Source organism: Ruegeria sp. P8 (assembly GCF_056534665.1).
The window spans coordinates 330,826-352,608 of the sequence record NZ_JBQERC010000001.1 but is presented as its reverse complement, the minus strand read 5'-3'; the positions used below and the strand labels follow the sequence as shown (position 1 = coordinate 352,608).

General features: G+C 59.3%; 25 protein-coding genes and 3 tRNA genes. 16 read left to right on the top strand and 12 right to left on the bottom strand.

Annotated elements, in window-relative coordinates; translation table 11 throughout:
* Window positions 1–2 precede the first annotated feature (2 nt).
* Together mraZ and ACR0BZ_RS01780 are read right to left on the bottom strand one after the other, a co-directional pair.
* Window positions 3–470 carry a division/cell wall cluster transcriptional repressor MraZ gene (gene mraZ, locus ACR0BZ_RS01785; protein WP_480773186.1) on the bottom strand — a complete coding sequence of 156 codons (468 nt, stop codon included), beginning with the start codon at window positions 468–470 and terminating at the stop codon, window positions 3–5.
* A 687-nt stretch (window positions 471–1,157) separates the two neighbouring features.
* Window positions 1,158–1,310, bottom strand: a complete 153-nt coding sequence (locus ACR0BZ_RS01780) for a hypothetical protein (protein WP_480919288.1) — start codon at window positions 1,308–1,310, stop codon at window positions 1,158–1,160.
* Between the two features lie 84 nt (window positions 1,311–1,394).
* Here ACR0BZ_RS01780 and ACR0BZ_RS01775 point away from each other — a divergent pair, with 84 nt between their 5' ends.
* Both ACR0BZ_RS01775 and ACR0BZ_RS01770 read left to right on the top strand, forming a co-directional pair.
* Entirely contained in the window at window positions 1,395–1,619 is a 225-nt protein-coding gene (locus tag ACR0BZ_RS01775; RefSeq protein WP_480486302.1) for a DUF1127 domain-containing protein, read from the top strand.
* A 370-nt stretch (window positions 1,620–1,989) separates the two neighbouring features.
* Window positions 1,990–2,280 carry a DUF1330 domain-containing protein gene (locus ACR0BZ_RS01770; RefSeq protein WP_480493794.1) on the top strand — a complete coding sequence of 97 codons (291 nt, stop codon included), beginning with the start codon at window positions 1,990–1,992 and terminating at the stop codon, window positions 2,278–2,280.
* Between the two features lie 4 nt (window positions 2,281–2,284).
* On the opposite strand, the gene ACR0BZ_RS01765 is transcribed toward ACR0BZ_RS01770, so the two are convergent.
* Window positions 2,285–4,681 (bottom strand): ATP-dependent helicase, encoded by a 2,397-nt coding sequence (locus ACR0BZ_RS01765; protein ID WP_480919287.1) that lies wholly within the window; start codon window positions 4,679–4,681, stop codon window positions 2,285–2,287.
* A gap of 180 nt (window positions 4,682–4,861) precedes the next feature.
* Here ACR0BZ_RS01765 and ACR0BZ_RS01760 point away from each other — a divergent pair, with 180 nt between their 5' ends.
* The 4 genes from ACR0BZ_RS01760 to ACR0BZ_RS01745 all read left to right on the top strand — a co-directional run bounded on the left by ACR0BZ_RS01760 (window position 4,862) and on the right by ACR0BZ_RS01745 (window position 11,858).
* A complete protein-coding gene (locus tag ACR0BZ_RS01760; RefSeq protein ID WP_480919286.1) occupies window positions 4,862–6,637 on the top strand; it encodes a sensor domain-containing diguanylate cyclase in 1,776 nt (591 codons plus the stop codon).
* A gap of 39 nt (window positions 6,638–6,676) precedes the next feature.
* Entirely contained in the window at window positions 6,677–7,804 is a 1,128-nt protein-coding gene (locus ACR0BZ_RS01755) for an alpha-hydroxy acid oxidase (RefSeq protein WP_480919285.1), read from the top strand.
* Window positions 7,805–7,958: 154 nt separating this feature from the next.
* Window positions 7,959–11,396: a pyruvate carboxylase gene (locus tag ACR0BZ_RS01750; RefSeq protein ID WP_480919284.1), complete on the top strand. Its 3,438-nt coding sequence runs from the start codon at window positions 7,959–7,961 to the stop codon at window positions 11,394–11,396.
* 78 nt (window positions 11,397–11,474) lie between these two features.
* Window positions 11,475–11,858, top strand: a complete 384-nt coding sequence (locus ACR0BZ_RS01745) for an MAPEG family protein (protein ID WP_480919283.1) — start codon at window positions 11,475–11,477, stop codon at window positions 11,856–11,858.
* A 15-nt stretch (window positions 11,859–11,873) separates the two neighbouring features.
* On the opposite strand, the gene ACR0BZ_RS01740 is transcribed toward ACR0BZ_RS01745, so the two are convergent.
* Window positions 11,874–12,026: a hypothetical protein gene (locus tag ACR0BZ_RS01740; protein WP_480919282.1), complete on the bottom strand. Its 153-nt coding sequence runs from the start codon at window positions 12,024–12,026 to the stop codon at window positions 11,874–11,876.
* A gap of 150 nt (window positions 12,027–12,176) precedes the next feature.
* Here ACR0BZ_RS01740 and ACR0BZ_RS01735 point away from each other — a divergent pair.
* From ACR0BZ_RS01735 to ACR0BZ_RS01725, 3 genes are all read left to right on the top strand, one after another.
* Window positions 12,177–12,251: transfer RNA gene (locus ACR0BZ_RS01735), tRNA-Gly, on the top strand.
* 33 nt (window positions 12,252–12,284) lie between these two features.
* Window positions 12,285–12,359 (top strand) — tRNA-Gly (locus ACR0BZ_RS01730).
* A gap of 22 nt (window positions 12,360–12,381) precedes the next feature.
* Window positions 12,382–13,311, top strand: a complete 930-nt coding sequence (locus ACR0BZ_RS01725; RefSeq protein ID WP_480528528.1) for a GNAT family N-acetyltransferase — start codon at window positions 12,382–12,384, stop codon at window positions 13,309–13,311.
* On the opposite strand, the gene ACR0BZ_RS01720 is transcribed toward ACR0BZ_RS01725, so the two are convergent.
* Window positions 13,308–13,547, bottom strand: coding sequence for an Lrp/AsnC family transcriptional regulator (locus ACR0BZ_RS01720; RefSeq protein ID WP_480482339.1), 240 nt, complete (start codon window positions 13,545–13,547; stop codon window positions 13,308–13,310). The two genes, ACR0BZ_RS01725 and ACR0BZ_RS01720, sit on opposite strands and share 4 nt — an antisense overlap.
* Before the next feature lie 154 nt (window positions 13,548–13,701).
* Here ACR0BZ_RS01720 and hisB point away from each other — a divergent pair, with 154 nt between their 5' ends.
* On the top strand, window positions 13,702–14,289 hold the full coding sequence (gene hisB / locus ACR0BZ_RS01715; RefSeq protein WP_480919281.1) for an imidazoleglycerol-phosphate dehydratase HisB: 588 nt from the start codon (window positions 13,702–13,704) through the stop codon (window positions 14,287–14,289).
* A complete protein-coding gene (gene hisH / locus ACR0BZ_RS01710) occupies window positions 14,290–14,928 on the top strand; it encodes an imidazole glycerol phosphate synthase subunit HisH (protein WP_480537406.1) in 639 nt (212 codons plus the stop codon).
* Between the two features lie 3 nt (window positions 14,929–14,931).
* On the opposite strand, the gene ACR0BZ_RS01705 is transcribed toward hisH, so the two are convergent.
* Complete coding sequence (locus ACR0BZ_RS01705; RefSeq protein ID WP_480481901.1) at window positions 14,932–15,333, bottom strand: DUF2147 domain-containing protein; 402 nt, start codon at window positions 15,331–15,333, stop codon at window positions 14,932–14,934.
* Between the two features lie 134 nt (window positions 15,334–15,467).
* On the opposite strand from ACR0BZ_RS01705, the gene hisA reads away from it, so the two are divergent.
* Entirely contained in the window at window positions 15,468–16,187 is a 720-nt protein-coding gene (gene hisA / locus ACR0BZ_RS01700; protein WP_480481903.1) for a 1-(5-phosphoribosyl)-5-[(5-phosphoribosylamino)methylideneamino]imidazole-4-carboxamide isomerase, read from the top strand.
* Window positions 16,188–16,191: 4 nt separating this feature from the next.
* Here the strand turns inward: hisA and ACR0BZ_RS01695 are convergent, their stop codons facing one another.
* Window positions 16,192–16,638, bottom strand: coding sequence for a DUF302 domain-containing protein (locus tag ACR0BZ_RS01695; RefSeq protein ID WP_267363290.1), 447 nt, complete (start codon window positions 16,636–16,638; stop codon window positions 16,192–16,194).
* Between the two features lie 117 nt (window positions 16,639–16,755).
* Between ACR0BZ_RS01695 and hisF the strand changes: the two genes are divergently transcribed.
* The 3 genes from hisF (at window position 16,756) to ACR0BZ_RS01680 (ending at window position 18,473) form a co-directional block, all read left to right on the top strand.
* The gene (gene hisF / locus ACR0BZ_RS01690) at window positions 16,756–17,517 is read left to right on the top strand and encodes an imidazole glycerol phosphate synthase subunit HisF (RefSeq protein WP_209504552.1); all 762 of its coding nucleotides are present in this window, start codon (window positions 16,756–16,758) and stop codon (window positions 17,515–17,517) included.
* Window positions 17,514–17,831 carry a phosphoribosyl-ATP diphosphatase gene (locus ACR0BZ_RS01685; RefSeq protein ID WP_480481906.1) on the top strand — a complete coding sequence of 106 codons (318 nt, stop codon included), beginning with the start codon at window positions 17,514–17,516 and terminating at the stop codon, window positions 17,829–17,831. Before hisF ends, ACR0BZ_RS01685 begins: the two co-directional genes overlap by 4 nt.
* Before the next feature lie 69 nt (window positions 17,832–17,900).
* Entirely contained in the window at window positions 17,901–18,473 is a 573-nt protein-coding gene (locus ACR0BZ_RS01680) for a hypothetical protein (protein WP_480919280.1), read from the top strand.
* Here the strand turns inward: ACR0BZ_RS01680 and ACR0BZ_RS01675 are convergent.
* The 4 genes from ACR0BZ_RS01675 to rlmB all read right to left on the bottom strand — a co-directional run bounded on the left by ACR0BZ_RS01675 (window position 18,470) and on the right by rlmB (window position 20,761).
* A complete protein-coding gene (locus ACR0BZ_RS01675) occupies window positions 18,470–18,940 on the bottom strand; it encodes a CoA-binding protein (protein WP_480919279.1) in 471 nt (156 codons plus the stop codon). The two genes, ACR0BZ_RS01680 and ACR0BZ_RS01675, sit on opposite strands and share 4 nt — an antisense overlap.
* Window positions 18,941–19,136: 196 nt before the next feature.
* Window positions 19,137–19,595, bottom strand: a complete 459-nt coding sequence (locus ACR0BZ_RS01670; protein WP_209504556.1) for a YHS domain-containing (seleno)protein — start codon at window positions 19,593–19,595, stop codon at window positions 19,137–19,139.
* A gap of 98 nt (window positions 19,596–19,693) precedes the next feature.
* Window positions 19,694–19,975: a hypothetical protein gene (locus ACR0BZ_RS01665; RefSeq protein WP_267363344.1), complete on the bottom strand. Its 282-nt coding sequence runs from the start codon at window positions 19,973–19,975 to the stop codon at window positions 19,694–19,696.
* 15 nt (window positions 19,976–19,990) lie between these two features.
* Window positions 19,991–20,761 (bottom strand): 23S rRNA (guanosine(2251)-2'-O)-methyltransferase RlmB, encoded by a 771-nt coding sequence (gene rlmB / locus ACR0BZ_RS01660; protein ID WP_480486329.1) that lies wholly within the window; start codon window positions 20,759–20,761, stop codon window positions 19,991–19,993.
* A gap of 116 nt (window positions 20,762–20,877) precedes the next feature.
* On the opposite strand from rlmB, the gene ACR0BZ_RS01655 reads away from it, so the two are divergent.
* A tRNA-Tyr gene (locus ACR0BZ_RS01655) sits at window positions 20,878–20,961 on the top strand.
* A gap of 231 nt (window positions 20,962–21,192) precedes the next feature.
* Here the strand turns inward: ACR0BZ_RS01655 and ACR0BZ_RS01650 are convergent.
* A complete protein-coding gene (locus ACR0BZ_RS01650; RefSeq protein WP_480582967.1) occupies window positions 21,193–21,714 on the bottom strand; it encodes a DUF2478 domain-containing protein in 522 nt (173 codons plus the stop codon).
* Window positions 21,715–21,783: the final 69 nt, after the last annotated feature.

The window sequence follows — 21,783 nt, the reverse complement described above, 5'->3', positions numbered from 1 at the left end:
CGTTACGCATCCCCGGTGCCGTCTAGGAACTGCATCGGATCAAAATCGTCCGGCAGATCATCCATCCATTCTTCGGTCTTGGCCAGTTCCTCGACCTCGTAGGTCTCGGGCTTCCAGATCTGAAAGGTGTCGCCTGCGGCGATAAAGAACGCCTCGCCTTCGAGACCGATCTTGCTGCGCAGCTTGGCGGGCAGCACAAGACGCCCGGTTTCGTCCACGTTGGTCGGGAAGGACTGACCATGGAACATGCGCTGCAACATCCGCCGCTGCATCGAGCCGCGCGGCAGGGCATCGATCTTGGCATCCACCTCGTCAATCGCCTGCATGGTATAACATTCAAGGTATTTGCGGCGGTGGTCACCATAGACAATCACCAGTTCAGGGTTGTCACCGGGCTGCCAGTTGGGATCGGACGATTCAAGCACACGGCGAAACGAGGCCGGGATCGACACCCTGCCCTTCGTATCCACCTTATGGTGGCTTTCACCTCTAAACCTGCGCGCCAAGACGACTGTCCCTTTCGCTTGCGCCCCACCTTGAATTCACGTTCCCCCCGGATGAAAAACGGCGGGTTGATCTGCTGCCACTGATCAACCCGCCGCATTGACCCGCTTTGCGGGATGTCCAGCTGCGCGCGCCACCTGGGGGGATGTCTGCTCGCCCGCGCGCCGGATCTCTTGGTTGATGAAAGCGAGATGCCTGTATGAAACCTGAATATTTTTGGTCGGGGTCGTTTGGTGCCCCTGCTGCCTCGTCCTCATCGGATGTATTAGGGATGACATGGGAATTCATGGAAATCAATAGGAAATTTGCGCAGCGTGTCATGAGGAACACGGCCAGAGCGGAATATCATTGAAGGATTCGAGCCCCACGACACCAGTTTTAGCGTGCGATGAAAAACACGCCCCTATATATAGAAAATTCTGCGGCCGAATTTTTTCCCGCGATTTCCCAAGAAATTTGCCTGCTTTTCTTTTGGACTGGAAATATTAGCCCCAAATGCACAATCAGCCCTTCGAATCGTTCAGAATTTCGGATCGCTTTCCGGCAATCTCCCCCACGCGACCACATCGCCCCATGATTTCCCACGAGCGATTTACCCATGCCTTGTCAACATCAGAACGGATATGTTTTGCCCATTTTCCCGCCGAGCGCGCTCAATTCAAAGGCAGGCCGCCGTGAAGAGCCAGATGTCGCCGCAAAAGCTGACCTAGGGTCGACCCCATATTTTCAAGGCGCATCGCGGCAAGAAGAAAAAACTGAGCCAATCTATGCATTTGCTGCATAGCAGCAATGATGTCGCGACCCATTGTGCAATTGCAGCATTTACCTATCTTCAGTCTCAAGCAAGGGCCGGACGATACCGGCAAGACAAAAAGATACGGATGATGAGCATGGCAGTCGCAAGCACGCATACAGCAGTAAAGAACGCACCGGCGTTCGGTTTTGGCGCAGTTCTGGAAAACGCAAAGACCCGGTTCGTGCGCTATCGCATGTATCGCCAGACGGTCAATGAACTGTCCGCCCTGTCGAACCACGAGCTGGCCGATCTTGGCCTGCACCGCTCGATGATCCGCCGCGTTGCCCTGCAGGCGGCAAACGAACAAACCGCGCGATAAGCGCGACACGCATACTGAGATCAGGCCCTTCCTCCTCCCTTTGGGTCTGTAATCAGCGGCAACGTCTTCCTCCTCCCTGACGTTGCCGCACCTAATACCGGCCTCAACCCGCCGGACACGAATACATCGGGGCGTCCTCCTCCCTGCCTTGATGTTGAAAGCGCGCGGCGATGTCTTCCTCCTCCCTGACATCGCCGCGTCTTCCTCATACCGGGTTCAAACCCGGGTTCGCATACATCAGGGCTCTCCTCCTCCCTGCTCTGATGTTGACAAGACGGCGGTTCCCTCTCCTCCTCCCTGGGAACCGCCGTTTTTTGTTTTTCGGACACTGGTGTAGGATGGCGTCCTGACATCTGATGCGGAGGACGCCATGGCCGCCTATTTCATTGCGCAGATCAACATTCACGACCCGGACGGATACCAGGGCTATCTGGCAGGTTTCATGCCGATCTTCGACCGCCACGGCGGTCGCCTGCTGACGGTCTCATCCAAACCGGTCGAACGGATTGAAGGCGATTGGCCCGAAGGCGGGATTGTGTTGATGGAGTTTCCGGATCTTGCAGCGGCGAAAGCCTGGAAGGACGACCCGGATTACACCGAACTGGCGAAGATCCGAAAGGCCACCGCAACCACCAATCTGGTTCTGGTCGACGGGATATGACGCCTCAGAACGGGACGTCATCCTTGTTGGTCAGAAAACGCGAGACCACTTTCTTGATGCCCGCCTTGTCGAAATCGACCTCGACCTTGTCACCTTCGATCCCGATCACCGCGCCATAACCGAATTTCTGGTGAAACACCCGCTCGCCCAGCGTGAAACTGGCCAGTGCGGTGGCGTCGATCACTGTGTTGCGGCTTTCGCGGGGTTGCGACATGCCATATTGGCCCTGCCGCGCCTGCAACCGTCTCCAGCCCGGCGAGTTATAGACATTGGCTTCGGCCGCGCGGGTTTCTATGCCCGCCGTCTGATGACCGCCGCCATAAAGGCCCGGAGGTGTCAGCACATCGACATGGTCCTCGGGCAACTCGTCAATGAAGCGCGAGGGCATGGAATTCTGCCATTGCCCAAATACCCGCCTGTTGGCGGCGAAGGAAATCGTACAAACCTCTTCGGCACGGGTTATGCCAACATAGGCCAGACGGCGTTCTTCCTCGAGCCCCTTGAGGCCGGTTTCGTCCATCGACCGTTGCGAGGGGAACAGCCCGTCTTCCCAGCCCGGCAGGAAGACGACGGGAAACTCCAGCCCCTTGGCCGCGTGCAGGGTCATGATCGAGACCTTGGCCCCGTCACCGTCCTGTTCATTGTCCATGACCAGGCTGACATGTTCCAGAAACCCTTGCAGGTTCTCGAAATTGTCCAGTTGGTTGACCAGTTCCTTGAGGTTTTCCAGACGCCCCGGCGCTTCGGGGGTCTTGTCGTTCTGCCAATGGGCCGTGTAGCCGGATTCGTCGAGGACGATCTGTGCAAGCTCAATATGCGTATGCTCGGGCGCGCCATAGCGGATCGGCGAAACCCCATCATCGATAACCGTGTCATCATCGACCTCAATCCGAGGCCCGCGTGTCATCGCATTCCACCGGACCAACCCGTCGATCAACTCGCGCAGGGCTTTGCCGCCCTTGCCCTTGATCAGCCCGTTGTCGACTGCGATCCGCGCACCCTCGACCAGAGACACGCCGTTCTCGCGCGCCACAATCTGAATGGTCTGCTGCGCCTTATCGCCCAATCCGCGTTTTGGCGTATTCACGATCCGCTCGAAGGCCAGATCATCCTCGGGGCTGGTCACCAGCCGGAAATAGGCCATGGCATCGCGGATCTCCATCCGCTCGTAGAAACGCGGGCCGCCGATCACCTTGTAGGGCAGACCGATGGTCAGGAACCGGTCCTCGAACGCGCGCATCTGGTGCGAGGCGCGGACGAGAATCGCCATCTCATCAAGGTTCATCGGTCGGATACCGCGCGTCCCGCCCTGCATCGCGTCGATTTCCTCGCCGATCCAGCGGGCCTCTTCCTCGCCATCCCAATGGCCGATCAGGTTGACCTTGTGGCCGTCTTTGGCATCGGTCCAAAGTTCTTTACCCAAACGGCTTTCGTTCCCCCGAATGACGTTCGATGCAGCCGCCAGAATATGCGGAGTCGAGCGATAGTTCTGCTCCAGCCGCACCACATAGGCTCCGGGAAAGTCCTTTTCGAACCGCAGGATGTTGCCGACCTCGGCCCCGCGCCAGCCATAGATAGACTGGTCGTCATCGCCCACGCAGCAGATGTTCTTGTGCCCCCCGGCCAGCAGGCGCAACCACAGGTACTGGGCAACGTTGGTATCCTGATACTCATCCACAAGGATGTAGCGGAACCAGCGCTGGTATTGTTCCAGAACATCCGGGTGGGTCTGGAAAATCGTGACCATGTGCAGCAGCAGGTCGCCAAAATCCACCGCGTTCAGCTCGCGCAGGCGGGTCTGGTACTGGGCATAAAGTTCGATGCCCTTGTTGTTATAGGCCCCGGCATCCGCCGCAGGCACCTTGTCGGGCGTCAGCGCACGGTTTTTCCAATCATCGATGATCCCCGCCAGCATACGCGCGGGCCAGCGTTTGTCATCGATATTGGCGGCGCGAACCAATTGCTTGAGCAGGCGCAGCTGGTCGTCGCTGTCCAGAATGGTGAAGTTCGATTTCAGATCGACCAGTTCCGCGTGGCGGCGCAGCAGTTTGACGCAAATGGAATGGAAGGTGCCCAGCCATGGCATCCCCTCGGCGGGCTCGCCAAGCAGGCGGCCTACTCGTTCCTTCATCTCGCGCGCGGCCTTGTTGGTGAAGGTCACCGACAGTATCTCGTTCGGGCGCGCGCGCGCCGTGTTGAGCAGATGCGCAATCCGGGCCGTCAGCGCCTTGGTCTTGCCCGTCCCCGCCCCGGCCAGCATCAAAACCGGGCCGTCCAGGCGTTCGACCGCGTCACGTTGCGCCGGGTTCAGCTCATCCAGATAGGGCGAAGGGCGCACGGCCATAGCCCGCGCCGACAGGGATGCGCCTTCGAAGGCGTCCATTTCGTCAAAACTGCTCATGACCCCAAGCTACGCCGGATGAACGCCGAGGGAAAGAGTTTGTTCACGGCTTGTTCGCGGAGTTTTTTCACGTCTTTTTGCATTCAATTCTAAACAAAGATGCCGCTGCCCTGTGGGGTTGTTAACCCTCTGTCAAGTCCTCACCCGGATGCTGACCCCATTGCTGCGGGAGTGGAACAGATGGAAGCGAAGGAACTGACGGGCGGGTCGTCACGGCTGAAACTTGTGGGCGTTACCCTGATTCTGATCGCGCTGACAGCGGCAGCAGGATGGGGCATCTATGCGGCCCCTGCCCCGGTTGTGGACCGCATGTTGGAATCGGATTTGCGAAAAGACGCCATGCAGCTAAGCCGTCAGGTCGAAAGCCATCTGGACGATCTGGATGCAACGTTTCGGTACCATGAGCTGCACGAGCATGACGCGGAATTCCTGATGCTGCTGCCCGAAACCTCGGACATCTACCGGTTCAAACTGTTTGATGTGTCCGGTCAGGTGTTCTGGTCGACCCGTGCCAGCGATGTGGGGGCCGTGAATACAAAACCGTACTTCCAGTCGGTCGTCGCCGCCGGAAACATTTATTACAATCACGCGGAAAAACCTGCGGCAGAGGTTGACTCGATCGACAATGACCCAGCCGGACATGCAGGCCCAAACACCCGACATGTGGCCGAGGTTTATACACCAATCGTCAGGGACGGCGTTTTCCTTGGCGCTATCGAATATTATTCGGACATCACCAATGTCAGAACCCTGTTCATCACGCGCGTGCGCCTGTCGCTGGCGTTGCTGAGCAGTGTCGCATTGCTGGCGCTGACCACGGTCATCCTGATTGTCCACCGCACCAACCGCCGTCAGATGCGTGATCTACACAAGCGCGCCGTGAAAGAACGCGAACTGATGGGAGAGCAGCTTCGCCTGGCGCGCGAGGTGCGCCTGCTGGGCGAGTTGAACGAGTGGCTGCAATCAAGCCGCTCACTGGATGAGCTTTTCGACATGGTGGCGCGCTTCATGACCCATATCCTGCCCGAGGCCGAAGGGAGTGTGTACGTCTATTCCAACTCGCGCGATGTGCTGGACGGGTGTGCCAGCTGGAACGGTGGAACGCATAAATCTCATATCCATCCGGAAGGATGCTGGGGTTTGAGGCGCGGCCGGACTTATGAGTTCGGTGCCTCTGAGATCGATTTTGTCTGCGAACATGCCGAACCGCATGACGGGCGGCCCTATTTCTGTTTTCCCATTCTGGCCCACGGGGAAACCGTTGGTCTGTTGCATCTGCGCGCGGCTGAGGGGCGTGAGGCCTGTTTCCATAAAAGCCGCAAGCTGGCGCAGCTGTGCGCCGAACAGATCAGCATGGCAATCGCCAATGTCCGTATGCGCGATCAGCTGCATGACCAATCGGTGCGCGACCCGCTGACCGGGCTGTTCAACCGCCGCCACATGACCGAGACATTGCGCAAGGCCATCAGCCGTAGCCAGCAGACCGGCGCCGCGCTGAGCCTGATTGCCGTGGACGTCGATCACTTCAAGAAATTCAACGACACGCATGGTCATGACGCCGGAGACATGGTGTTGCGCGCGGTCGGCGCGGCGCTGGAACAGGGCTGCGACCGGGACGAGATCGCCTGCCGCATCGGCGGTGAGGAATTCATGCTGATCCTGCCCGACAACAGCCCCGAAGATGCCATGACCCGGGCCGAGCAGTTACGCCAGTCGGTCGAGGCGGTCATTGTCCGCTATGGCGAAAAGGCCCTGCCCCGTATCACAATCTCGGTCGGGGTCGCGCATTACCCCGCCCACGGCACCATGCCGCAGGATCTGATGCGTGCCGCGGATGATGCGCTATATGTCGCCAAGGACAAGGGGCGCAATCAGGTTCACGTCGCCGCCGGGGCGCTGGAGCAGGCCAGGCGCGTTCCCGCAACGGGTAAACGCCCATCGCCGGAAGCCGCTTGAAAACCTTGCCGAATCGCCCCGCAGGCCGGATCAATCCTTATGGACCTGCACAGCACCTATCCCGGCATTCCCGATCTGAAACGCCGCGCACGCCGTCGGCTGCCGCACTTCGTGTGGGAATATATCGACAGTGGCACCGGGATTGAAACGACGCGGCATCGCAATCGAAAGGCGCTGGATGATGTCCGTCTGAGCCCCTCGATCCTGCATGGGGACCTTGAATTCGATACGTCGGTGAAAATCCCGGGTGGCACCTGTCCTTTGCCCTTCGGCATTGCGCCGATCGGGATGTCCGGGCTTGTCTGGCCTGATGCAGAGCGGTTGCTGGCACAGGCCGCCGCCAAGGCAGGCATTCCCTATTCGCTATCGACGGTGGCCAGTCAGAGCCCCGAAGACCTGGCCCCCTATCTGGGCGAGAACGCGTGGTTCCAGCTGTACCCGCCAAGGGACCCAGAAATTCGCATGGACATGCTGAACCGGGCGCGCGGGGCCGGATTTCGAACTCTGGTTCTGACCGCTGACGTCCCTGTCGCCTCGCGCAGGGAGCGGCAGACGCGCTCGGGCCTGCGGCAGCCGCCGAAACTGACACCGCGCCTGCTGGTACAGATCGCTCAAAGACCCTCCTGGGCTTTGGGTATGCTGCGCAGCGGTGTTCCGCATATGCGCACGCTGGACAAATATATTGATGACCCTGGTGATCTGCCGCCGACGGCCCATGTCGGATACCTGCTGCGAACCTCGCCGGATCTGGATTACGTCAAATGGCTGCGCGATCATTGGGAAGGGCCGTTTGTCGTGAAAGGCATCCTGCGCCCCGAGGACACGGACAGGCTGGAACAGGTGGGTGTGGACGCCCTGTGGGTGTCGAATCACGGGGGCCGACAGTTCGACGCGGCCCCGGCCAGCATCGAGGTTCTTCCCGCAATCCGGAGCGCGACCCGCCTGCCGCTGATTTTCGACAGCGGTGTCGAAGGCGGGTTGGATATCCTGCGTGCGCTGTCGCTGGGCGCGGACTTTGTCATGCTGGGGCGTGCTTTTTTGTACGGTCTTGCGGCACTTGGCGCTAAAGGCCCTGCGCATGTGATCGATATCCTGAGGCAGGATCTGCACGCGAATATGGGTCAGATGGGACTGACCGATCTATGTCAGTTTGAGACGAAACGCTAAATTATTGATGCTGCAACGCGGCATCCCTATAAGTGTGCCGAGGCCAAAGGGCGTTTGCGAGCGATAACATGCCGGTTCTACCCAGAAGAACGGATGTACCTGTGCGTATTCTCCGCCCAATAAGACGCCCAAACACCAAAGACCGGGACCTGATATGACAGACTTCAACAAGATCCTGATCGCCAATCGCGGCGAGATTGCCATCCGCGTCATGCGCGCAGCAAACGAGATGGGCAAACGCACCGTCGCTGTTTACGCTGAAGAAGACAAACTGGGCCTGCACCGGTTCAAGGCGGATGAGGCCTATCAGATTGGCGAGGGCATGGGTCCGGTCGCGGCGTATCTGTCGATTGACGAGATCATCCGCGTGGCCAAGCATTGCGGCGCGGATGCGATCCATCCGGGCTATGGCCTGCTGTCCGAAAACCCCGATTTCGTGGATGCCTGTGTCAAGAACGGCATCACCTTCATCGGCCCCCGGGCCGAGACCATGCGCGCATTGGGCGACAAGGCCAGCGCGCGGCGCGTGGCCATCGCGGCCGGTGTGCCTGTCATTCCAGCCACCGAGGTCCTGGGTGATGACATGGACGCGATCCGCAAGGAGGCCGCCGAGATCGGATACCCGCTGATGCTCAAGGCGTCCTGGGGTGGCGGCGGGCGCGGGATGCGCCCGATCCAATCGGAGGATGAACTGGAAGAAAAGGTTCTGGAAGGCCGCCGCGAGGCTGAGGCCGCCTTTGGCAATGGCGAAGGCTATCTGGAAAAGATGATCACCCGTGCCCGCCATGTCGAGGTGCAGATTCTGGGCGACAAGCATGGTGAGATCTATCACCTTTATGAACGCGACTGTTCGGTCCAGCGCCGGAACCAGAAGGTCGTCGAACGCGCCCCTGCCCCTTACCTGAGCGAAGAACAGCGCGCCGAGATTTGCGAACTGGGCCGTAAGATCTGCGCCCATGTGAATTACGAATGCGCAGGCACTGTCGAGTTCCTAATGGATATGGAGACCGGCAAATTCTATTTCATCGAGGTGAACCCCCGCGTACAGGTCGAACACACGGTCACCGAAGAAGTCACCGGGATCGACATCGTTCAGGCGCAGATCCTGATCGCCGAGGGCAAAACGCTGGCCGAGGCCACCGGCGCCGCCAGTCAGGCCGAGGTGCATCTGAACGGTCACGCGCTGCAGACACGGATCACCACAGAAGACCCGCAGAACAATTTCATCCCCGACTATGGCCGGATCACCGCTTATCGCTCGGCCACGGGCATGGGCATTCGTCTGGATGGCGGAACCGCGTATGCGGGCGGTGTCATTACGCGGTATTACGACTCGCTGCTGACAAAGGTCACTGCCTGGGCGCCGACACCCGAGAAGGCGATCAGCCGGATGGACCGCGCCCTGCGCGAGTTCCGTATTCGCGGCGTCAGCACCAATATCGATTTCGTCATCAACCTGCTGAAGCACCCGACCTTCCTGTCGAATGAATACACCACTAAGTTCATCGACACAACGCCGGATCTGTTTGCCTTCAAGCGCCGCCGCGACCGGGGCACCAAAGTTCTGACCTATATCGCCGATATCACTGTCAATGGGCATCCCGAAACCAAGGGCCGCCCAGAACCTCGTGCCGACCTGAAAGTCGCCAAGCCCCCCGCGCCGAAGGCCGAGCCGCGGATGGGCACGCGCAACCTGCTGGAGCAGAAAGGCCCGCAGGCCGTGGCGGACTGGATGAAAGCGCAGCGGCAGCTGCTGATCACCGACACCACTATGCGCGACGGACACCAGTCGCTGCTGGCGACCCGGATGCGGTCGATCGACATGATCAAGGTGGCGCCAACCTATGCCGCGAACCTGCCGCAGCTGTTCTCGGTCGAGTGCTGGGGTGGTGCGACCTTCGACGTGGCCTACCGCTTCCTGCAGGAATGCCCATGGCAGCGTCTGCGCGACCTGCGTGAGGCAATGCCGAACCTGATGACGCAGATGCTGCTGCGGGGTGCGAACGGGGTTGGTTACACCAATTACCCCGACAACGTGGTGCAGGAATTCGTGCGCCAGGCATCGAAAAACATTGATGTCTTCCGCGTCTTCGACTCGCTGAACTGGGTCGAGAACATGCGTGTTGCGATGGATGCTGTTATCGACAACGGCAAGATCTGCGAGGGCACCGTTTGTTATACCGGCGATATTCTGGATCCTGATCGCGCCAAATATAACCTGAAATACTATGTCGGCATGGCCAAGGAACTGCGCGACGCAGGCGCGCATATTCTGGGTCTGAAGGATATGGCGGGCCTGCTGAAACCAGCCTCGGCCAAGATTCTGATCCGGGCTCTGAAGGAAGAGGTTGGGTTGCCGATCCACTTCCACACCCATGACACGGCCGGCATCGCCAGCGCCACCATCCTTGCCGCCTCTGAGGCGGGTGTGGACGCGGTGGATTGCGCAATGGACAGCTTCAGCGGCAACACCTCCCAGGCGACGCTGGGCACCGTGGTCGAGGCCCTGCGCCACACCGACCGCGACACCGGGCTGGACATCAAGGCGATCCGCGAGATCAGCGATTACTTCGAGGCCGTGCGCGGTCAATATGCGGCCTTCGAATCGAGCCTGCAGGCCCCGGCGTCCGAGGTGTATCTGCACGAGATGCCGGGCGGTCAGTTCACCAACCTCAAGGCGCAGGCGCGCAGTCTGGGTCTGGAAGAGCGCTGGCACGAGGTCGCGCAGATGTACGCCGATGTGAACCAGATGTTCGGCGATATCGTAAAGGTAACGCCGTCGTCGAAAGTTGTTGGCGACATGGCCCTGATGATGGTCAGTCAGGGCCTGACCCGCGAGCAGGTCGAGGATCCGGCGACAGATGTGGCCTTCCCCGACTCGGTCGTCGACATGATGCGCGGCAATCTGGGTCAGCCTCCGGGCGGCTTCCCGAACACCATCATCAAGAAGGTGCTGAAGGACGAGGCCCCCAACACCCAGCGCCCCGGCAAGGACGTGCCTGCCGTCGATCTTGAGGCCACCCGCGCCGAGCTATCCAAGCAGCTTGAGGGCAAAGAGGTCGATGACGAGGATCTGAACGGGTACCTGATGTATCCCAAGGTGTTTCTGGATTACATGGGCCGTCACCGGATTTACGGCCCGGTCCGCACCCTGCCCACGCGCACCTTCTTTTACGGTATGGAGCCCGGCGAAGAGATCACGGCCGAAATCGACCCCGGCAAGACGCTGGAAATCCGGTGTCAGGCTATCGGCGAGACGGATGAAAAAGGCGAGGTCAAAGTGTTCTTCGAACTCAACGGCCAGCCGCGTGTGATCCGGGTGCCGAACCGGATGGTCACATCAACCACTCAGGCGCGCCCCAAGGCCGAGGTCGGCAACCCCGATCATGTCGGTGCGCCGATGCCGGGTGTTGTGGCCACTGTTGCCGTGACCGCGGGCCAGCAGGTCAAGGAAGGCGACATGCTGCTGACCATCGAGGCGATGAAGATGGAAACCGGCATCCATGCCGAGCGTGATGCGACCGTCAAAGCCGTGCATATCCAGCCCGGCGGCCAGATTGACGCAAAGGACCTTCTGATCGAACTGGAATAAGACGGAAAACAACCTAATGTTCATCGGGCCGTGTGGGAGACCGCACGGCCTTTTTCTATGATTGAGCGGAGACCCATTATGCTTGCAATCACCCCGATCTATGCGGCCCTGATCGCAATTCTCTACGTCACACTCAGCGTCAAAGTGATCCTGCAACGACGCAGCGACAAAATCTCGGTCGGAGACGGCGGCGGCAAGCTGATGATCAAGGCGATACGGACACACGCGAACTGCGCCGAATACGCCCCGATTTCCCTGCTGCTGATTGCTATGGTCGAGTTGCAGGGCGCGGCCGGGGTTTTGGTCCATCTGCTGGGGCTGATGTTGCTGGCGGGGCGTCTTTTGCATGCGTACGGATTTGGACGGACGCCACAGATCGTCATCCTGCGGCAGGCCGGCATGAGCCTGACATTCCTCGCCATTCTGGGTGCGGCCTTGGCAAACCTGATTCTGGCGCTTTAGGCCGTCTGGCGGGTGTTACCCTGCCAGAACGGTTGTTTCGATCTGCGGTGCGCCCAGCAGAACCGGTGTGAACCGGTCATGTTCATGCCGGTCCGGTTTCAGGATGGTAGCGCCGATCAGAATCATCGCGGCAAGCATCACGATCTTCAGGTCTGCAACGGATATCATGACGGCACCTCCTGCCTGTGTTTTGTTGATTTGAGTTACGGGTTGAACGGGTCACGGGCCGGATTCCGTCGAAAAGATTTTTCCCGCTTTTTGTGTTTTTCCGCTTGCAGCCCCGCGTGGGAATTTATACATCCCTCCTCACTCAACGGCGCGGGCGTAGCTCAGGGGTAGAGCATAACCTTGCCAAGGTTAGGGTCGGGCGTTCGAATCGCCTCGCCCGCTCCATTGAGAGGTCTTCGGACCATATATGTATCTGATGCGGGCGTAGCTCAGGGGTAGAGCATAACCTTGCCAAGGTTAGGGTCGGGCGTTCGAATCGCCTCGCCCGCTCCAGATACCAAGTTTTCCCAAACATATGGTTCTTTCGTTGGCATTGCGCCATTGTGGCTATGGTTTCAATCACGCACGGGAAATGCTTATGTCCGACTATGTCATTCGCCCCCTGACTGCGGATGAAATGCAGACCGCTGTCGACTGGGCAGGCCAAGAGGGCTGGAACCCCGGCCACCACGACGCCGCCTGTTTCTACGGCACCGACCCCAACGGGTTTCTGGGCGGGTTTCTGGACGATGAGATGATCGCATCAGTGTCTGTGGTGGACTATGGTGATGCGTTTTCGTTTCTGGGATTTTATATTGTACGTCCGGAATTTCGGGGGTCGGGTTACGGGCTGAAAATCTGGCATCAGGCTTTGGCGCAACGAACCGGGCGCAATATCGGGCTCGACGGGGTCGTTGATCAGCAACACAATTACCGCAAGTCTGGTTTCACCTTTGCCTATAACAATTACCGCTTCACCGGCACTGTCAGAGGCATTCTCGACACTCTAGGGCAGAGCGATGACGCATCAATCAGCCCGCTCAGTCAGCCATCGCCGGAGCTGTTCGCCTATGACCGGCAACTCTTCCCTGCGCAGCGCGACGCGTTTCTAACAGGTTGGCTGAGTGCGCCGAATCATATCTCACGGGTGTGTACAGTGGAGGAGCAGATCAGGGGATATGCCACCTTGAGACCGTGTAAGACAGGGTACAAGATCGGGCCGCTTTTCGCAGATGACGCCGGTGTCGCACGGGGCCTGCTTGCCAGTCTTTTGACTGCCGTATCAGCAACAGCCAGCGACCAAGCGGTTTTCATCGACATGCCACAGCCCAACGCGGCTGCTTTTGCTTTGGCGGATGCGCTGGGTCTTACGAAAGTGTTCGAAACCGCCCGGATGTATTCCGGCGATCAGCCGGATATCGACCTGTCCCGCATCTATGGCGTGACCACCTTTGAACTGGGTTAAAACGCCTTGAACGTCATCGTCGTCAGCGAGCGTTCGATATTGGGAATCACCAGCAGGTGTTCGTTGATGAAATGGCCCACATCCTCGGTTTCGGGGATGTAGAGCTTGAGCATCAGATCAAACTCACCGCTGGTAGAATAAAGCTCTGAGTGTATTTCGCGCAGGGCGATTTCCTCGGCGACCTTGTAGGTGGTGCCGGGTTTGCAGCGGATCTGGATGAATACGCAGGTGGACATGGCTTGGCCCTGTTGGTTCATGTTGTCTGCAAGCTGACATGGTGCCGGGCCGGGTGCAATCCCTTGCAACAGTTTGCAGCGATTGCAACGCATGGTCTGGATCAACCCACCCCACCCCGTCTATAAGCGCGCCTGTAGCAAAAGGAATTTGCCCATGCGCACCGCTTCGATCAGCCGCAAGACTGCCGAAACCGAAATTTCGGTCTCGGTCAATCTGGATGGCACCGGTACATATGACAATCAGACCGGCGTCGGGTTCTTTGACCATATGCTGGACCAGCTGGCGCGCCACTCGTTGATCGATATGACAATCCGCGCCAAGGGCGACTATCACATCGACGATCACCACACGGTCGAGGATACCGGCATCGCGCTGGGTCAGGCTTTGACACAGGCCCTGGGCGACAAGAAGGGTATCCGGCGCTATGGCGAATGCCATCTGCCGATGGATGACGCGCAAGTGCGCTGTGCGCTGGACCTGTCGGGCCGCCCGTTCCTGATCTGGAATGTCGATCTGCCGAAGCAAAAGATCGGTACGTTCGACACAGAACTGGTGCGCGAGTTTTTTCAGGCGCTCAGCACCCATGGCGGCATCACCCTGCATATCGACCAGTTGCACGGCTTCAACAGTCACCACATCGCCGAGGCCGCGTTCAAGGCCGTTGCACGCGCGTTGAGGGATGCGGTTGAGACCGATCCGCGCAAAGCGGATGCGATTCCGTCGACCAAGGGCGCGTTGTAAATGCTCACAGCCATAATTGATTACGAAAGCGGCAATCTGCATTCAGCGGAAAAGGCGTTTCAGCGCATGGCGCAAGAGGTCGGCGCAGGTGACGTTGTTGTCACCTCGGACGCGGATGTAGTTGCGCGTGCGGACCGACTGGTTCTGCCCGGTGATGGTGCCTTCCCGGCCTGTGCTGCCGAGCTGCGCGGCCACAAGGGTATTTATGACGCGATGGTCGAAGCGGTCGAACAGAAGGGCCGCCCTTTTCTGGGCATCTGCGTTGGCATGCAACTGATGGCAACCAAAGGCCATGAATACACCGAGACCGATGGTCTGGGCTGGGTGGCAGGCGATGTTGTTCGAATCGAACCGTCAGATGCCGCTTTGAAAGTGCCGCATATGGGCTGGAACGATCTGGTTCTGGAAAGCGATCACCCGATCTTTGCCGGGGTGAAATCAGGCGATCACACCTATTTCGTCCATTCCTACCATTTTCGCGTGTCCGACCCGGCGCAGCGATTGGCTTATGTGGAATACGGGCAGGACGTCACGGCCGTGATTGGCCGCGACACGATGGTTGGGATGCAGTTTCACCCCGAGAAAAGCCAGGATGTTGGCCTGCGTATGCTGGGCAACTTCCTGACCTGGAAGCCCTGAGGCTTACTGAACCCGCGTCCAGGTTTGCCCGCGGCAGATCAGGCCGCCCGCCACACAGCCCTTGACGGTCAGCGCATTCTGGCCGTCCAGAGACATTTTCGAGTTGTAGGTTTTGTCGCGGTCGGGGGCCCAGATCTTACCGCTGTCATAGCTGCCGCCCCCTTCGGGGACCATGTCCCAGATGATCTTTTTGCCAAGGTTCTCATATTCCAGCTGCTGGTTGCCATCGGCGTCGAACGCGCTGTCGATGGTGCCGCAGATCGCACTGCCGCATTCGGAAATCGTCACATGCAGATAGCCACCCGTGTCGCCCGGCGCGGTTTTCCACAGGCCGTCAACCGGATCGTCGGCAAAAGCAGCTGTAGCAAGCAGCATCAGGCCCGCTGAAAGAGTAAAAGTCTTCATGATTTTCTCCCTGTTTTGTGGGCAGTCTGACCCGCTATTGTGCGGCGGGCAAGAATGACCCAGCGTCGCGTTGCATCCCCTGCCCTGCTTGTGCGATATCCCGCGCGTGTAACAGTGATATAGGGCCGCCCGACATGATCCTCTACCCCGCCATCGACCTCAAAGACGGCAATGCCGTACGCCTGCTGCGTGGTGAAATGGACAAGGCCACCGTGTTCAACGAAGACCCGGCCGCTCAGGCCCGTGCCTTTGTCGAGGCGGGGTGCGAATGGTTGCATCTGGTCGACCTGAACGGCGCATTCGCAGGCGAGCCGGTCAACGCAGCACCGGTTGAGGCAATTCTGAAAGCGTGCAAGGTGCCCGCGCAACTGGGTGGCGGCATCCGCGACATGGCCACGATCGAAACATGGATCGAGAAGGGGCTTGCGCGGGTCATCTTGGGCACTGTCGCTGTCGAAAACCCCGGTCTGGTGCGCGAAGCAGCCAAAGCCTTTCCCGGCAAGGTCGCTGTCGGCATCGACGCACGCAACGGCATGGTGGCCACCAAAGGCTGGGCCGAAGAGACCAATGTTCAGGTTACCGATCTGGCCCGTAGTTTCGAAGACGCGGGCGTGGCCGCAATCATCTACACTGACATCAACCGAGACGGTGCCATGCAGGGCCCGAACATCGAAGCGACCGCAGCCCTGGCACAGGCCGTTTCCATCCCTGTGATCGCCTCGGGCGGTGTCAGTTCGCTGGACGACCTGATCGCCCTTCGCGATTGCGGCGTTGCGCTGAACGGCGCGATTTCAGGCCGGGCGCTTTATGATGGCGCGATAGACCTGGCCGAGGCCATCCGCGCCCTGTCGTGATCGGTTATTGCGCGGCTGCGGCGGTCAGCTTGGCCAGTGCACCGCGCATCTTTTCGATGACCGGTGATTTGTCGACATCGTTCAGGTCGTCCAATGTCTCTTTCGGGTCTTCATAGATCAGCCAGACCTGGCCATTGGAGTCTTCGTACGCCTGCACCTTGAGAGGCAGAAACAGCCCGGCGCGCGGGTCGATCTGCATGGCTGGCGTACCCAGCGCCGGGTTGCCGAAGATCAGCACCTGATTGGCAGGAATGGACGTACCGATCTTTTCCGCCCCGGCCGCGTGGTCGATGCGGGCAAACACGGTTGCACCTGCATTTCCGACGGCGGCTTCCAGCGCGTCCAGCGCCTCGGCCACGGATTTGTCGGTTTGAACCTTGATCAGATCATCTGCCATTGCGGTCAGCGCGCCTCCGATTGAAAAAACACAAGCCAGTATCAGTCTACGCATATCGATATTCCTTCTGTGAAATTCACCCCAGTTTTCACAGAATTGAGACCTCTCACAATCACAAGTCTGGCATCGGCAGGGCTTTGCCGCTAGAGGTGCGCCCATAAAGGATATCCTATGCTGAAAACCCGGATCATTCCCTGCCTTGATGTTGCCGATGGCCGAGTGGTCAAAGGCGTGAATTTCGTGGGACTGCGCGATGCAGGCGACCCGGTGGAATCGGCCAAGGCCTATGATGCTGCCGGAGCGGACGAGATCTGCTTTCTCGACATTCACGCGACCCACGAGAATCGCGGCACCATGTTCGATGTGGTGCAGCGTACGGCGGAACAGTGTTTCGTGCCGCTGACCGTGGGCGGTGGGGTGCGAACAAAAGACGATGTGCGCGCCTTGCTGCTGGCGGGGGCGGACAAGGTCAGCTTCAACTCGGCCGCGGTTGCCAATCCGGATGTGATTGCCGAAGCGGCAGATCAGTTCGGCAGTCAGTGCATTGTCTGCGCCATCGACGCCAAGACCGTCAGCCCCGGCAAGTGGGAGATCTTTACCCATGGTGGGCGCAAACCCACCGGCATTGATGCGGTCGCCTTTGCAAGAACCGTGGTCTCCAAGGGGGCCGGTGAAATCCTGCTGACCTCGATGGACCGCGACGGCACCAAATCCGGGTTCAACCTGCCGCTGACCCGCGCCATTTCCGACGCGGTGGATGTGCCCGTGATCGCCTCAGGCGGTGTTGGCACTCTGGACCATCTGGTCGAGGGCGTCACCAAGGGCGGTGCAAGCGCCGTATTGGCGGCATCGATTTTCCATTTCGGCGAATACACCATCCGCGAGGCCAAGGAACATATGGCCGCCGCTGGCATCCCCATGAGGCTGACATGAGCATCTTGCACGATCTGGCCGCCACGATCGAGGCACGCAAGGGGGCTGATCCCGAAAGCAGCTGGACGGCCAAGCTGCTTGCGAAAGGCCCTGAGAAATGCGCCGAGAAATTCGGTGAAGAGGCCATAGAGGCCATCATCGAAGCCGTAAAAGGGGATCAGGTTAAGCTGACCTCGGAAGCGGCGGACGTGTTGTATCACCTTTTGGTCATGCTGGCCGCGCGGGACGTGGCGCTGGATGATGTCCTGGCCGAGCTGGATCGCCGTCAGGGCACCAGTGGTATCGCCGAAAAAGCTGCCCGCCCCAAAGGGTAAGGTCCGGGTTCCGCACCGACGCCCGGGCAGTTATACTCGGATGCCAGACTGAGAGGGCGAAGGCGCGATATGGTCCGAATTTTGATGCTTGTGGCAACCGTTGCCATCGTCGCGGGGTGTTCCGCGCCGCCGCCTTCGACTGGGGATGAGGTGCAACGGCTCGCCTCGGAGATTCAGGGCCTTGGCCCGGATATCGACCCAGAGGAGGCCCGGCGCGCGGCGGGAATTGCCTACGCCTATACCGCTCAGCTGGTCGAGGAATACCAGATCACGGACCCGCCCCTGATCCATAACATGAAGGTCAACAAAGGCCTGCGCCCGCGTGGGCTGTGCTGGCACTGGGCCGAGGATATCGAACGGCGGCTGAAACAGGAAAACTTCCGGACGCTGGAGCTGCACCGTGCCATAGCAAACGCGGACAACCCGACGCGGATCGACCACAGCACCGCAATCATCAGCCGTAAAGGCGCGACGCTGTATGACGGTGTCGTACTGGACCCGTGGCGTTATGGCGGCGTGTTGTTCTGGTCTCCGCTGGTCGAGGATACCCGGTATGACTGGGTCCCGCGCGACGTGGTGCTGGAAAAGCGGCGGAAGGAACAGGTGGCGCGGCTGAAACCTTACGTCCCCGCCAAACCCTAAAGCTTGGACGAAATGATCCCGGTCGAAAATCCGCCCATGCGCAATTCGCCAAACAGGCGCTGATATTCGATCTTGGGGCAGCGGTTCATCACCACATCCACGCCACGGGCCTGGGCCTTTGCCGCCGCTTCAGGGTGTTCCACGCCAATCTGCATCCAGATCGTACCAAGCGACGGGAAAGCGTCCAGCGCCTCATCCACAATGGGTGGCACAGCCTCGGACCGCCGGAAAATATCCACCATGTCCACAGGCTCGGAGATCTCTGACAGGTTGCCGCGAACCGTCTGACCAAACAGGTCTTTGCCCGCGTGGCCCGGATTGACGGGAATCACCTTGAAGCCTTTCAGCGACAAATAGCGCGCCACGTAATAGCTGGGTCGCACCGGGTTCATGGAAACACCGACAACGGCCACCGTCTTGGTGCGTTGCAAAATGGCCTTGAGGTACTGATCGGAATAGTCTGGCATGCCCTATCCTTAACAGGGTTCCAAAAAGAAAAAAGCGCCCAAGAATGCTTGGGCGCCAGTTGTTGGAACGAGGGACAGTGAAATGACCCGCGGCAGTTCCGTTCCGCGGTCACTGTGACATTTAAGCATGACTTGATTAAAAAAAAGAGGGCGGGCGTATTTTTGTGATGACTTTTCACAATTTTCTGAAGGTTGCCTACTTTCCGTAGAGAATTGCGGGCCAGTTTTCCTCTGCCATCGCAATGTAACCTGCCCGATCCTGCTGCCAGATTTCCTCGACCTCGGGCGAATGCGTCAGATAAAGGCGCCCGTCGACCACCTGCCACGCTTTGGGATCCGTGCTTTTCAGCACGCCCATCGCCATCCCGTACGAGCAATAGCCACCGAACTGCGGCGCAAAAGCGCGCGGATTGCCTTCGAAGAGCTCACGATTTGCTTGCGATTTGAAATGCCACCGGGCACCCTTCCACATGACCGCATTTTCGGGCACCCCTTTTAAGGGCGCGTCGCTGTCAAAAAAGGACACAGGATCATACCCTGCCAACGCCACACCGTCAGTGGCGTAATACACGGGGTTGTCCTGCGCTAATACGGCAGGGGCAAGCAACACAGTGCTCAGCGAGCAAAGAAGAGTACGTCGGTTCAGCATCGTCATATGGGAATCTGCACATTCAAGACCATCAAGATGCAACTTTTCGCGTTTTTCGGAACCCCTGTTGACGCGGATGTGAACGAGTGTTCGCCAGTTGAAACTTAGTCAAAGATGTCTTCGATCACGTCCCATGCTTCGTCGAACACGCGCGCAAGCATGGTCTTCTTCCTCTTTTTGCGCTTTGCTTTCCGAGGGGCAGCATGAGACACAGCTACGCGCAGCGGTTCGGGTTTGTGTACTTTCCGCGCGGGCAGCATCTTCAGGTTGTGCAGCGGCGCTCCGCAGCTGGAGCAGCTCAGCTCGTGCCGTTCCTTGCCTTTCAGGATCAAGGCAGCCCGGGTGCCGCAATAGCAGCAGGTCGCGATTTTGGCAGGACCGGGAATGACGCTCTCCTTTGCTCAGGGTCGCGATGCATATAAGGCGATTGCCGCAGCATTTGAGACGTTCAGCGAACCAAATCCCCCGGCTGCGTCAATTTTAACCAACTGATCCACGGTTTCCTTTGTCTTCTGCCGCAGGCCCGGACCCTCCGCGCCCAGCACAAGCGCGACAGGGCGGTCACGGCCATCGCTTAGCGCACCTTCGATTGTCATGTCGGCTTCTCCGTCCAGCCCAAGGACCAGAAAGCCCATGCCCTGAAGCTCGACAATCGCGTCCGCAAGGTTGCGCACCCGCAGATAAGGCTGCCGCTCAAGCGCACCGCTGGCGGTTTTTGCCAGTGCCCCGGTCTCGGGCGCGGAATGGTGGCGTGTGCCGATCACAGCACTGGCCCCCAGAACTTCGGCCGAGCGCAGAATCGCCCCGACATTGTGCGGGTCGGTGACCCGGTCCAGCAGAATGACGCGAGGGTTTTCGCGACCGATGCAGTTATCTGCCAGACTGCCCCATTCCAACGGCTTGACCTCCAGCGCTGCGCCCTGATGCACGGATCCAGCATCGATGGGCGCAGAAAACTTGCGCGGGTCGACCATCTCGGCCTCGATCCCCGCAAATTCAATAGCTTCCGCCAGTTTGTCACACGCATTCCGCGTCACCATCAGGCGTAGTTTTTGCCGTTTAGGGTTCATCAGCGCATCGCGAACCGCGTGCAGGCCAAACAGCCAGACTGTTTCCGCAGCAGCTGCTTTGCGCGCCTGTTCCTTTTCGACGACCCATTTGGGTTTCTTCATTTTACGGGCCTCCGGGCCGGGAATTCGGTTTCCTGCGCCAAAGGGAAATTTTCCTGTTGACGCTCCTTTGGTGCGCTAGTAATCACGCCTCCACGTCAGGTGCAACGCCTGACAGTGGGCGACAGGCCGCAAGGTGTGGCAGGGGACTGTAACTCCCTCGCGGAGACGCACGCCTGGTTCGATTCCAGGGTCGCCCACCATCTTTCCAGCGTATTCCGAAGATGGTGAGGACGCGTGTCCCGCATTGTGTTATTGTCTGTCAGCTGTGTTATTGCTGTTGGTCTGCCGTCATTCTCAGATTCAACAGACCTGATCCGTTTTACACATCTTAAACCGGCGCTAACGCGACCGGATTGTGAACGAAAGGTGCCGCGTGGCCTTCGCCACCGCATGTCATGACGTTCAGATCAACGCGCCAGTCGATTGCGCACCTATTCCGCAGCCGGGCGCATCTGCGCTATGCGGTTGAACCAGCCTACGATGTCGTCCAAATCCGCAGGCAGCTCTTCGGCCGCACCTTCGGCGAAGGTGTTGAACTTTTCGGCGTTCAGCCCGTTCACGCCGACCAGCACCGGAATATCCAGCGCCAGTGCTTCGCCGATTACGGGGCGAAAACCGCGCCCATCGGACTCATGTTTGCCGAATTTGTTGATGATCAGCAGGTCCGGTGCGTTCGCAAGCGAGGCGGTCACATACCCCACCGCCTGTTCCAGCGCTGCCGGGTCCAGACGGCAGCCGCGCGACTGGGTGCCCAGTGATTGTGAGATTCGGATGGTTTCACCATCCGGCAACACGCGGACATCCATGTCGCACTTGCTGCTGTCGGTACATTCCGTGTTCGTTTGCACGACACCGGCCAGTTTCGCGCCAGACGCCAGCAGACGTTCAGCAACAGCGCTGAGCAGGCGATCCGTCGCGCCGCGGTCGGTGGTGGTGACATAGGCCAGATGCATCTTGGACCTCTTGTAAATCGATTGTGACGTTTCAAATAGCACGCAAGGTGCTGCCCGACCACTCCCCCA